Raw genomic sequence first — 12,487 nt, 5'->3', positions numbered from 1 at the left:
GTGAAATCCGTCGTCGAATCTTACGGCGGGCCGTACGACCGGCCTTGGCGCCATGTACACCGACGACGGATCACCCGAAGCCTGCCCTCAGTGGCCGGCTTCGTCCGGGCGCACCCGGAACCAGGCCGCGTACAGCGCCGGCAGGAACACCAGGGTCAACACCGTGCCGACGATCAGCCCGCCCATGATCGAGATCGCCATCGAGCCGTAGAAGGCACTGCGCGACAGCGGGATCATCGCCAGCACCGCCGCCAGCGCGGTCAGCACGATAGGCCGGAAGCGGCGCACCGTGGCGTCGATGATCGCGTGCCAGCGGTCGTGGCCGGCGTCGATGTCCTGCTGGATCTGGTCGATCAGGATCACCGAGTTGCGCATGATCATGCCGGCCAGGGCAATCGTGCCCAGCATCGCCACGAAGCCGAACGGGGCCTGGAACAGCAGCAGGAACCAGGTCGCGCCGATGATGCCCAGCGGCGCGGTGATGAACACCATCGCCGCCCGCGAGAAGCTGCGCAGCTGCACCATCAGCAGGGTCGCCACCACCACCAGGAACAGCGGCATGCCAGCCTTGATCGAGTTCTGCCCGCGCGCCGAGTCCTCGACGGTACCGCCGGTTTCCAGCAGATAGCCGCTGGGCAGGGCATCGCGGATTTCACTCAAGGTCGGCACGATCTGCTCGACCACGCCCACCGGCAGCATGCTGTCGCCGATGTCGGCACGCACGGTGACGGTCGGCAGGCGGTCGCGGTGCCAGATGATGCCGTCCTCGAAGGCATATTCCAGCTTGGCCACCTGCGACAACGACACCGACTTGCCGCTGGCGGTCGGGATGGCCAGGCTGCCCAGCATGTCCAGGCGCGCACGCTCGTCATCCGGGCCACGCAGCAACATACCGATCTGGCGATTGCCTTCGCGGTAGGTGCTCACGCTCATGCCCGACAGCGAGCTGGTCAGGAACTGCGCGATCTGCGCACTGCTCACGCCCAGTACGCGGGCACGGTCCTGGTCCACGACCAGGCGCACCACCTTGCTCGGCTCGCTCCAGTTGAGGTTGACGTTGGTGGTATGCGGGTTCTGCCGCACTTTATCTGCCACCTGCGCGGCAATCGCCTGCACGCGCTCGATATGCTCGCCGGAAATACGGAACTGCACCGGGTAGCCAACCGGCGGGCCGTTCTCCAGCCGGGTCACGCGCAGCTGCACGTCACCGAACTTCGGCACCACCTCCTTCAACAGCCAGTCACGCAGTTCCTCGCGCGCCTTGGTGTCCTCGGCCAGCACCACGTACTGGGCGAAGTTGGTGGCCGGCAACTGCTGGTCCAGCGGCAGGTAGAAGCGCGGCGAGCCATTGCCGACATAACCGACGAAGTTGGCCACGCCCTTGTGCCCCTTGATCAGCGCTTCGAACTTCTGCGCCTGTGCCTGGGTGGCGGTCAGCGACGCGCCTTCGGCCAGTTCGATATCCACCATCAACTCGGGCCGGGTTGAATCCGGGAAGAACTGCTGCGGCACGAAGCGGAAGATCACCAGCGAGAACACAAACAGCCCAATCGTGGCCAGGATCACCAGCCAGCGGCGACGCAGGCAGGCATCCAGGAACACCCGGAAGCGCTGGTAGAACGCGCTCTTGTACGGGTCATGATCGTGCGCCAGTTCCTTCGGCTTGATCAGGTTGGCCACGGCCGGATTGCGGTCAGCCCAACGCAGCCGCAGCGCGTGCCAGCGCCCGGCAATACTGCCCGGCTTGGGTGGCTGCGGGTTGTGCAGGTCCGGCAGCATCTTGTCGCCGAGATACGGAATGAACAGTACCGCGGCAATCCACGACACCACCAGTGCGATGGTCACCACCTGGAACAGGGAACGTGTGTATTCACCGGTGCTCGATGCAGCCGTGGCAATCGGCAGGAAGCCGGCCGCGGTAATCAGCGTACCGGTCAACATCGGGAAGGCGGTGGATGTCCAGGCAAAGCTGGCCGCACGCAGGCGGTCATAACCCTGCTCCATCTTGGTGGCCATCATCTCCACCGCGATGATCGCGTCGTCCACCAGCAGGCCCAGCGCCAGCACCAGGGCGCCCAGCGAGATCTTGTGCAGGCCGATGTCGAACTGATGCATGACGAAGAACGTCATCGCCAACACCAGCGGGATCGACACCGCCACCACCAGGCCGGTGCGCCAGCCCAACGAGAAGAAGCTCACCAGCAGCACGATCACCACCGCCTCGGTCAGCACCTTGACGAACTCGCCCACCGATTCCTTCACCGCATGCGGCTGGTCGGAGACCTTGCGCAGCTGCATGCCGGCCGGCAGCGTCTTCTGCAGCTGCTCGAACTCGCTGTCCAGGGTCTTGCCCAGCTTGAGGATGTCACCGCCGTTCTTCATCGCCACCGCAATGCCGATGGCGTCCTCGCCCATGAAGCGCATCTTGGCCGAGGCCGGATCGGCGAAACCACGCTTCACCTCGGCGATGTCGCCCAGCCGCACGGTGCGATCACCGGCCTGGATGGGGAAGTTGCGGATGTCTTCGACGGAAGTGAACTGACCGCTGACACGCAGCTGCACGCGGTCGGTCGGGGTTTCGAACCAGCTGGCCGGGGCAATCGCATTCTGCTGCGCCAGTGCCTGCTGCACCTGCTGCATCGACACGCCCAGCGTCGCCAGCTTGGTGTTGGACAGCTGGATCCACACCTTCTCGTCCTGCAGGCCAAGCAGATCGACCTTGCCGACATCATCCACGCGCTGCAGCTGCAGCTGGATGCGGTCGGCATAGTCGCGCATCAGCGCATAGTCGAAGCCCTTGCCGGTCAGCGCATAGATATTACCGAAGGTGTCGCCGAACTCGTCGTTGAAGAACGGCCCGATCACTTCGGCCGGCAGCTGTGAATGGATGTCGCCGACCTTCTTGCGCACCTGGTAAAACAGCTCGGGCACGTCCTTGGACGGCATCGAGTCGCGTGCCATGAAGATCACCTGCGACTCACCCGGGCGCGAATAGGCCTGGATGAACTCGAATTCGCCGGTGTTCATCAATGCTTTTTCAATCGGCTCGGTGACCTGCTTGGACACTTGCTCGGCAGTGGCCCCCGGCCACATGGTCTGCACCACCATCGCCTTGAAGGTGAACGGCGGATCTTCGGACTGCCCCAGGTGCTTGTACGACCAGGCACCGATGATCGCCATCGCGATCATCATGAACAGCACCAGCGGGCGGTTACCGAGCGCCCATTCGGAGAGATTGAAGCGTTTCACGCCTCACTCCCCTTTCTTTGCGGCTGCAGCGGCAGGCGCAAGCACCGGCCGATTGCTGCGATCAACCGCAGTCACCTGTTGGCCTTCGCGCAGCAGATGTCCGCCGGCGGCGACCACCCAATCCTCAGCCTTCAAGCCCGCCAACACCGGCACGCTCTCCGGGCCATAGGCACCCAGCGTCACCGTGCGCGCCTGCAACTTGCCGTCGGCCGGGTTCACCACCCAGACGCTGCCCTGCTGCGGCTGCTTGCCCGCCTGCACCGCCGCCAGCGGCACGCTCATCACGCCCTGCTTGCCGTGGGCGATGAACACCCGCGCGCTCTGGCCCAGTTCAACCGCATCCAGCGCATCGGCTGCCAGGCTGACCCGTGCGGCATAGGTGCGCGCCTGCGGATCGGCAGCGGCCGCGATCTCACGGATGCTGCCGGACAGACGCTTACCTCCCTGGTTCCACAACTCGACCTCGACCGCCTGGCCGACGCTGAAATCGCGGATCGTGCTTTCCGGCAGCGCAATCGCAACCTCGCGCGCGCCGTCTGCAGCCAGCGTGTAAATGGTCTGGCCAGCAGCAACCACCTGCCCGGCCTCCGCCTCGCGGCTGGCGATCATGCCGCCTTCCGGCGCATGCAGTTGGGCGTAGCCGGATTGATTGCGCGCAACATCGAGATTGGCCCGCGCCGCATCGGCCTGACCTTGCGCTGCTTTCAATGCTGCAGTCTGCGCGTCCAGCGCGGATTGGCTGACCAGCTGCTGGCTGGCCAGCGCCTGGTAGCGCTTATGCTCGTCGCGGGCCCGCACCAGGTCAGCCTCGGCGGCAGCGAACTGTGCCTGCGCCGCACGCGCCTGCAGGTTGTAGTCGGCAACATCGAGTTCGGCCAGCAACTGTCCCTTGCTGACCCGCTGACCGGCATCCACCTCACGCCGCAGCAGCTTGCCACCGACGCGGAAGGACAGCGCGGTTTCCTCGCGCGCACGCACCTCGCCCGGATAGGCGCCGACCGCTACCCCGCCGTCGCCGGCCGGGTGCTCCACCAACACGGGTACAGCATGTACGGGCGCGGTTTCGGGCTTGCCGCAGGCAGCAAGCAAGGGCAACAGCAGGCAACAGCCAATCCATCGAAGGTGGGTCATAAATAAGGTCGCTGACGCAAGGGAAAGAGGGGACGGGATTTCACCGCCATTACTAAACGCATCGGTATAGTATAAATATCGAACCAGCTGGTCTAGTATTACCGGATGTCTCCGAAAAAACCCTCCCCAGCCCCCGCCACAGCGGCGCAACGCAGTTCCGGTCCGGGTCGCCCCAAGGACCTGGGCAAGCGTGCGGCCATCCTGGACGCAGCCAAGGAGTTATTCATCGAACAGGGCTTCAACGGCGTCAGCATGGACGAGATTGCCGCCCGCGCCAGTGTTTCCAAGCTGACGGTCTACAGCCATTTTGGCGACAAGGACACCTTGTTCAGCGAGGCGATCCAGGCCAAGTGCGTGGAAATGATGCCTGATGAACTATTTGTCACCGACAACGAGGCGCCGCTGCGCGGCCAGCTGCAGGGCATCGGTCATGCGTTTTTCGCCCTGATCAGCAGTGATGCGGCCATTGCCACCCAGCGCATGATGATGACCCCGGATACCGATGACCGGGTCCGGCAGATGTTCTGGCAGGCAGGCCCGGCCCGTACCGAATCCGCGCTCACCGAGTTCCTCGGCGCCCGCGTTGCCCGTGGCCAGCTGGACATCGACGACCTGCCCCTGGCATCCCGCCAGTTCTTCTGCCTGATCAAGGGCGAGGTTCATGCACATATGATGTGTGGCCTGTGCACCGCCCCGGATCAGCTCAATGTGGACGTGCATATTGCCGCCAGCGTTGATTTTTTCCTGCGCGCCTACGGCCCGCGCCCGCAAGCTGAATGAACCGGAGGTGCGAATGACTTCCGGCACTGCGTCCAACGCGGCCCTCGCCGCAATGTTGGACCCGTACTTTGTGTCTGGTAACCGGTAAAATAGCCGGCCCACTGCGCTGGAATGATGAGCTTCCCATGACGATCGATTACTCCCACGTCCGCGAAATGATGGTTGAACAGCAGATCCGGCCCTGGGATGTGCTGGAGGTCCGCGTGCTGGACGTGCTGGCCCGCCTGCCGCGTGAAGCCTTCGTCGCCGAATCGCACCGTGCTCTGGCCTATGCCGATATCGAGCTGCCGCTGGGTCATGGCCAGAAGATGATGAAGCCGGTCATCGAAGGCCGTACCTTGCAGGCGATGGATCTGCAGCCGACCGACGAAGTGCTGGAAATCGGCACCGGCAGCGGCTTCCTGAGCGCCTGCATGGGCGAACTGGCCCGCGAAGTGCTGAGCCTGGAAATCCAGCCCGAACTGGCCGAGCGCGCCCGCCAGAACCTGGACGCCGCCAAGCTGGGCAGCAATGTCCGCATTGAAGTGGCCGACGGCCTGAATTGGCAGAGCCAGCGTCAGTTCGACGCCATCTGCATCACCGGTGCGGTAGAAACTGTTCCGGTGGAACTGCTGAAGCTGCTGCGCACTGGCGGCCGCCTGTTTGCCATCCGCGGCGTCTCGCCGGTGATGGAAGCGGTGCTGGTCCAGGCCGATGGCAGCACCGCCTCGCTGTTCGAAACCGATCTTGATTACCTGCAGGGCGCTGCGCCCGCACCGCAATTCCAACTCTAAAACCGTCCAAGGAAGCCGCAATGATCCGCCGATCCCTCACCCTTGCGCTGGCAGTCGCCCTCACTCCGCTGACTTCCCATGCCGCCGACCTGCTGCAGGTCTACGAAATGGCCCGCAACGGTGACACGCAGCTGGCTGCGGCTGAATCCACGCGCCTGTTCGACAAGGAAGGCGCGGTACAGGCACGGGCCGCGTTGCTGCCGCAGATCGGCGGTGAGGCCTCGCTGGACCGGGCCCACTCCAAGGCTGACGGCGTCAGCGGCAGCGCTACCACCAAGACCCGCAGCTACGGCATCACCGGCAGCCAGACGCTGTTCAACTGGTCGCAGTTTGCGAATCTGCGTGCGCAGCGCGATATCAGCAAGGCCGCCGATTTCACCCTGGACTCGGCCAACGATGACCTGGTGGTGCGCACTGCGACCACCTATTTCAACGTATTGGTCGGCATTGAATCGCTTACCGCTGCCGAGACCAACGAAGCCGCTGCCAAGAAGCAGTTCGACTACGCCGACAAGCGCCTGGAAGTCGGCCTGGCACCGATCACCGACGTGCATGAAGCCCGTGCCCAGTACGACCAGGCCCGCGCCAACACCATCCTGACCCGTAACTCGCTGGAGGACGCCTATCAGGCGCTTACCGAGCTGACCGGTCAGCCGGTGCGTGACGTCCGCGGCCTGCCGGTCGACTTCCGTCCGGAAGTGCCGGCCAACCGTGCCAGCGTCGACCAGTTGGTCAGCGATGCGGTTTCGCGCAACCCGGCGCTGAAGGCACAGGAACTTCAGGTCAGCGCCGCTGAGTCCAACGTCTCCTCTGCCCGCGGCGGCCACTACCCGACCCTCTCGCTGGGTGGCAATTGGGGCAAGAGCGCCAAATGGGGTGACAGCATCGGCGGCAGCTCGCTCTCCCCCGACACCACCAGCAACAGCATCGGCCTGACCTTGAGCGTGCCGATCTTTGCCGGCGGCGCCACCCAGTCAGGCGTGCGTCAGGCGTTGGCCCGCCGTGACATCGCCCAGGACACCTTCGAGCAGCAGAAGCGCGCACTGGATCGCAACACCCGCAATGCTTATCAGGCGTTGGTTGCCGGTATCAGTGAAGTAGAAGCGCGTCGCCTGGCCGTGGTTTCGGCACAGAGCGCGTATGACGCATCGCAGGTAGGCCTGGAAGTCGGTACCCGTACCGTGCTGGACGTTGTGCAGAACCAGAAGACCCTGTTCCAGGCGCAGCTGGACTACGCACAGTCGCGTTACAACTTCCTGCTGAGCCGCCTGCAGCTGAGCCAGGCCGTGGGTGATCTGGAAATCGCTGAGGTCCAGGACATCAACCGCCTGCTGACGGTGGATGCCGCAGCAAAGCTGCAGCCGAACAACGCGCAGTAAAGCCGCGCAGCAACGCAAAGCAGAAAGGCGGGCCTCGGCCCGCCTTTCTTGTTTCCGGGACATTGCTCGCGAGCACCACCGCCCAATCGATGCACCATCAGTGCAGCACAGCATTGCTTCTTTGCGGGAGCGGAGCAGGCCGCGAAGCAAGCACCGTATCAGCGTGCACGGGTGCAGAGGACTCATGCACCATCAGCTTCGCGGTTAAGCCGCTCCTACAAACAGGCCCCAGCGCTTCGCTTACCTCGGCTACGCAGCGCTCTCACTCGGCGGCGGCAACTGCGGCGTGATCAACGCGATCGTATGCTCCAGCGCGCCACGGCCATTGGCGACCAGTGCACGTCCGGCCTGCACCATGCGCTCCCGCTCGGTCTGGTCCTGCAATAGACGTGACACGGCTACACCCACTTCGGCCGCATCAGCACAGATGCACAGCGCTCCAGCCTCATCCATCCGTCCCGAGATCTCGGCGAAATTGTGCAGGTGCGGACCGGTAACCGCCGCCGTACCCATCGCTGCCGGCTCCAGCAGATTGTGGCCGCCAATGGCCTGCAGACTGCCGCCGACAAACGCCACCTGTGCGCAGGCGTAGAACGCCATCAACTCACCCAGTGTATCGATCACGAATACCTGGGCGTCGGCACCTGGCCATTGCTGCGCCTTGCGCGTGGCCACACGCCAGCCCGCCTCGCGCGCCACTGCCTCGACCTTGGCAAAGCGCTCGGGGTGACGCGGCGCCCATAGCAGCAAGGCATCCGGATGCTTCTTCAACAAGCGCGCATGGATTTCAATCACCGCCTGTTCTTCACCTTCATGGGTGCTGGCAGCAATCCATATCGGCCGCGTCGCCGCCACGTGCTGATGGAATGCCTGCAACACCGCCGTCGGGTCCGGTGGATGGATATCGAATTTCAAATTACCCAAGGCCTGCACCTGCTCGGGCAACGCCCCCAGCTCGATGAAGCGATCGGCATCGGCCTGCGACTGCGCCGCCACACAAGTCACCGTGCGCAGGGCACGCCCAACCAGCGCCTTCAACGCCCGGTAACCCTTGAGCGAACGCGCCGACAGACGCGCATTGAGGATGTACACGGGAATGCCACGGTCGCGGCAACCGAACAACATGTTCGGCCACAGCTCGGTCTCCAGGATCAGCGCCAGGCTGGGCTGGAAGTGGCCCAGAAAACGACTGACACTGCCGGGCACGTCATACGGCAGATACACATGATCGACCGCATCGCCCCACAGCGCGCGCACGCGCTGCGAACCGGTCGGGGTGATGGTGGTGATGATCCAGCGGATGTCCGGGCGCTGCGCACGCAAGGCATTGACCAGGGGCGCCGCCGCATTGACCTCGCCCACCGATACCGCATGCAACCAGACCCGCGGCTGGCCACCACTTTCCGGATAGGAGGCATAGCGCTCGTCCCAACGCCGGAAGTACTCGCGCACACGAAACCCCCGCCACACCAGGTGGTACACGGTGATGGGCAGCAGCAGATAGAGCACGACGGAATAGATGCCGCGCAGCAGAAATTCGACTGGATCCTTACGCATCGGCGAAGGATACGGGAGAACGCCGGAATTGCGTGAGACGAACGCCTGCCAACCGAGCTGTCGCACTGCCTTCGCTACGCCTCCTCCCTTGCGCACAACGCGAAGGAGGATCGAGGAAGGCTGCCTCTGCTTTTGCTTGTTCGCCCTCGCCTCCAAGGTCCCCGCCCTCGTCCAGCTTCCACATCCCCACCCACTCCAGCAAACCCTGCCGTGCTCCTGCGGTCACTCGCGTGGCTTAGAATCGACCCATGTCCGATTCACCCTCCACCGCGACCCGGCCCTCGCTGCTGCAGCCACGTCATTGGCCCACCTTTGCCTGGCTCGGCATCGCCCTCATCGGCGCGCGCCTGCCATGGACGCTGCAGCGGGCATTAGGACGCGGCATCGGCTGGTTGGCCCTGCACCTGGCCCGTAGCCGCCGCCATGCAGCTGAGGTCAACCTCAGGCTGTGTTTCCCGGAGCAGGACGAGGCCTGGCGGCAACGTCTGCTGCGCGACAGCTTCGACGCACTCGGGGTCGGGATCTTTGAATTTGCCCGGGCCTGGTGGGGCAAGATCGACGTGATCCGCCCGCAGGTGCAATGGGAAGGGCTGGAGCATCTCAAGGCACTGCAGGCCGAAGGCCGCGGCGTGCTGCTGGTATCCGGGCACTTCATGACCTTGGAAATGTGCGGCCGCCTGCTCTGCGATCACGTGCCGTTGGCCGGTATGTACCGCAAGTACCGCAACCCGGTGATGGAGTGGGCGGTGAAGAGCGGCCGGCTGAAGTACGCCTGCGCGATGTTTGCCAACGAAGACATCCGCGCCACGGTGCGCCATCTGAAGAAGGGCGGCTTTCTCTGGTACGCGCCGGACCAGGACATGCGCGGCAAGGATTCGGTGTTCGTGCCGTTCTTTGGCATGCAGGCCTCCACCATCACCGCCACCCATCAGTTCGCGCGGATGACCGGTTGTGCCGTGGTGCCCTACTTCCATCGGCGCGAAGGCAGCAGCTATGTGCTGAAGATTGCGCCGCCCCTACCCGATTTCCCCACCGACGACGCGGTTGCAGATACCGCCAAGGTCAACGCAGCCATCGAACAGATGGTGCGCGAAGCGCCTTCGCAGTACCTGTGGATCCATCGCCGCTTCAAGCGCCAGCCCGAAGGCCGCAGTCACTTCTACGACTGAAGCGGCCGCCGTCTCAGATGTTGCGCTCGCTTGGTTCGGCCAGCAAAGCACCGGCGTACAGCGCCGCCAGTAGCACCGTCAGCCCGCCCCAGAAGGCGGAATAGAAGGCAAGGTGGGTATTGAGCGGGAATACCGTTACCGCCAAAGCCAGCGCCGCCGGTCGTGCCCGATCACGCGCCTGCGGCCCGGAATAGATCCAGGCCCGCAGCGCCATCGCCGCACCGGCAATCCACAGCAACAGGCCAAGTACACCGGTCTCGGCGAGGATCTCCAGCACGATCTGGTGGGCGTGCAGGGCCGGGCCTTCGCCCCAGACCGGATGCTGCTCCGGGCTCGGATTGCAGCCCGGATAGGCATCGCGGAAACCGCGCGCGCCAACGCCATTGATCGGGTGCTCACGCACCATGCACAGCGCAGCCGACCAGATCTGACTACGCCCGGACAAGGCCTCATTGACCCCGCTTGCACCGCCACTGAACGCCATCGCAGTACGTGCAAAACGCTCACGCACCTGCGCCGAGCCCGCCGCCAGTGCGCCAATGCCGACAATGCCGGCCAGCATCACCAATAGCAGCCACTTGGCCCCCAGCAGGCGCCAACCCGAAATCAGCAGGACCAGCGCATAGGTAATCAGTGAAGCGCGCGAACCAGCAAGCACCAGCACCACGCCGACTGCAGCGGCGCTCAACAACCAACCCCAATGTCCAAAGCGTGCGCCGACAAAGAACAACAGGAACGGCGACAGACTGGCCAGCACCTGGCCGAATTTCAGATTGCATGGCCCGAAGACACCTGGCAGGCGATCGGCCGCGGCAACTTCCTGCACGGTGCACAGGCCGTGCCCACTGCTCAGCCATTTGAGCTGATCCAGGCTCCAGAACAAGGGACTGGTTCCAATACCCGCCTGCAGCAAAGCATCAAGCGTCCACAGCGCGGTGATCACCGCCAGCCCGGCAAAGGTGGTGTGGCGTCGCTGGCTGCTACCCACCGCTATCGCCACCAACCACATGAAGGGCAGGTAGCGCAGCCCCGCCGCGACCTTGCCCCAGACTTTGCCCGGATCCTCCGCACCTACCGCCGAGCCAAGCTGCGGCAACCAGTACGCACAGAACAGTACGCTGGTCAGTGCCAATGCCGGCACGCCCAACAGGGTGCGGATACCGTCGCCTTCTTTCAGCCGCAGCAGCAACAAGCGCAGCACGGTAAACAAGGCGCCCAGCACCAACACCGACTCGGCGATGCCTGGCAACGGCAACAAGGCGACATAGGCGATCACCCAGATCGGCGCCCACCAGCCCGCCTGCCGTGGTGTCGCTACATACGACCGATCATTAACCGAATTCTGCATAGACATCCAGGGTCGCACGCTGCATGGCCTGCAACGTATAGGGAATTTTTCGCGGAAGCGACGGCGGATTCTGCAGCAACTGCAGCACGCGTTGCGTCAACTGCTGCAGGTCACCCTGCGCGACCGCGCCTGAAGGTTGCAGTTGGTTGAGCAGCTCGCCCACCCCGCCATGATTCCAGCCAACTACCGGGCGCCCCACCGACAGCGCTTCCAGCACGGTGCGGCCGAATGCTTCTGGCTTGTCCGACAGCTGCAGCACCAGATCGCTGGCGGCGTAAGCCTCGGCAATACGGTTGGTGGGTTCACTCAGGACAACTTGATCGGCCACACCCAACGCCTGCGCCAGCTGTTCCAGCTCGCGCACATAGGCTTCGCGTCCTGGCTCGCGCACGCCGGGCATCCACAACATTGCAGGTTGGCCTTCGCGCTGAAGCGCTGCCAGCAACTGCAAGGCGTGCGCGTGCCCTTTGAGGCGGGTGCCACGCCCGGGCAACAACAGCAATGGCGCCTGCGTGCCCAACTGCGGATGCTGCGCGGCCACGGCCAGACGCGGCCGCCGGTCGCTGCGCTCCACGCGCGGGAACTGGGCCACATCCACACCACGAGGTATCACCCGCAGTTTGGCCGGATCGGTGTGCCGGTAATGTTCAAGCAGATAGTCACGCACGGTCTGCGATACGCAGATCACCCGTTCACCGCCGGCCATGATGCCGCTGTAGCGACCAGCCGAGTTCAGCCCGTGCATGGTGGTCATCCAATGCGGGCGCTTGCTGACCGGCATGCCACGCAGCGCATACCAGCCCAGCCAGGCCGGCAAGCGTGAACGGGCGTGCACGATGTCGGCGCCGGTTTCACTGAACAGGCGCCGCAGCGAAGCCACATGGCGCAGGGTCAGCAGCGACTTGCGGCCGATGTCCAGGGTCAGATGTTCGGCACCGCTGTCCAGCAGCGGCTGCAGCAGGCGCCCGCCCGCGGACACGACGATGGCCCGGTGACCGGCAGCCACCAGTGCCGCTGCAATTTCCAGCGTGGAACGCTCGACGCCACCGGAATGCAGCGCCGGTAGCAACTGCACCACCGTCAAACGGCGCATCGGTCAGC

General features: G+C 64.4%; 9 protein-coding genes. 4 read left to right on the top strand and 5 right to left on the bottom strand.

Going from position 1 to position 12,487, the window contains the following annotated elements:
- Positions 1 to 87: 87 nt before the first annotated feature.
- Positions 88 to 3,249 carry an efflux RND transporter permease subunit gene (locus tag ACVOMF_RS06885; RefSeq protein WP_481508597.1) on the bottom strand — a complete coding sequence of 1,054 codons (3,162 nt, stop codon included), beginning with the start codon at positions 3,247 to 3,249 and terminating at the stop codon, positions 88 to 90.
- 3 nt (positions 3,250 to 3,252) lie between these two features.
- Positions 3,253 to 4,380, bottom strand: a complete 1,128-nt coding sequence (locus tag ACVOMF_RS06880) for an efflux RND transporter periplasmic adaptor subunit (protein WP_481508596.1) — start codon at positions 4,378 to 4,380, stop codon at positions 3,253 to 3,255.
- Positions 4,381 to 4,485: 105 nt separating this feature from the next.
- Here ACVOMF_RS06880 and ACVOMF_RS06875 point away from each other — a divergent pair, with 105 nt between their 5' ends.
- The 3 genes from ACVOMF_RS06875 to ACVOMF_RS06865 all read left to right on the top strand — a co-directional run bounded on the left by ACVOMF_RS06875 (position 4,486) and on the right by ACVOMF_RS06865 (position 7,312).
- On the top strand, positions 4,486 to 5,160 hold the full coding sequence (locus tag ACVOMF_RS06875; protein WP_481508595.1) for a TetR/AcrR family transcriptional regulator: 675 nt from the start codon (positions 4,486 to 4,488) through the stop codon (positions 5,158 to 5,160).
- A gap of 125 nt (positions 5,161 to 5,285) precedes the next feature.
- A complete protein-coding gene (locus tag ACVOMF_RS06870) occupies positions 5,286 to 5,933 on the top strand; it encodes a protein-L-isoaspartate O-methyltransferase family protein (RefSeq protein ID WP_481508594.1) in 648 nt (215 codons plus the stop codon).
- Positions 5,934 to 5,953: 20 nt separating this feature from the next.
- Positions 5,954 to 7,312 carry a TolC family outer membrane protein gene (locus ACVOMF_RS06865; protein WP_481508593.1) on the top strand — a complete coding sequence of 453 codons (1,359 nt, stop codon included), beginning with the start codon at positions 5,954 to 5,956 and terminating at the stop codon, positions 7,310 to 7,312.
- A gap of 249 nt (positions 7,313 to 7,561) precedes the next feature.
- Here ACVOMF_RS06865 and waaA read toward each other — a convergent pair whose 3' ends face one another.
- Positions 7,562 to 8,869 carry a lipid IV(A) 3-deoxy-D-manno-octulosonic acid transferase gene (waaA, locus tag ACVOMF_RS06860; RefSeq protein ID WP_481508592.1) on the bottom strand — a complete coding sequence of 436 codons (1,308 nt, stop codon included), beginning with the start codon at positions 8,867 to 8,869 and terminating at the stop codon, positions 7,562 to 7,564.
- A 248-nt stretch (positions 8,870 to 9,117) separates the two neighbouring features.
- Between waaA and ACVOMF_RS06855 the strand changes: the two genes are divergently transcribed.
- Entirely contained in the window at positions 9,118 to 10,038 is a 921-nt protein-coding gene (locus ACVOMF_RS06855; protein WP_481508591.1) for an LpxL/LpxP family Kdo(2)-lipid IV(A) lauroyl/palmitoleoyl acyltransferase, read from the top strand.
- Positions 10,039 to 10,051: 13 nt separating this feature from the next.
- Here ACVOMF_RS06855 and ACVOMF_RS06850 read toward each other — a convergent pair whose 3' ends face one another.
- Positions 10,052 to 11,386, bottom strand: coding sequence for an O-antigen ligase family protein (locus ACVOMF_RS06850; RefSeq protein WP_481508590.1), 1,335 nt, complete (start codon positions 11,384 to 11,386; stop codon positions 10,052 to 10,054).
- Complete coding sequence (locus ACVOMF_RS06845) at positions 11,370 to 12,479, bottom strand: glycosyltransferase (protein WP_481508589.1); 1,110 nt, start codon at positions 12,477 to 12,479, stop codon at positions 11,370 to 11,372. Before ACVOMF_RS06845 ends, ACVOMF_RS06850 begins: the two co-directional genes overlap by 17 nt.
- Positions 12,480 to 12,487: the final 8 nt, after the last annotated feature.

This window comes from Stenotrophomonas sp. STEN022, assembly GCF_056760155.1.
Note: the sequence above shows the minus strand (reverse complement) of the source record. Positions and strands in the feature narration are given on the sequence as shown.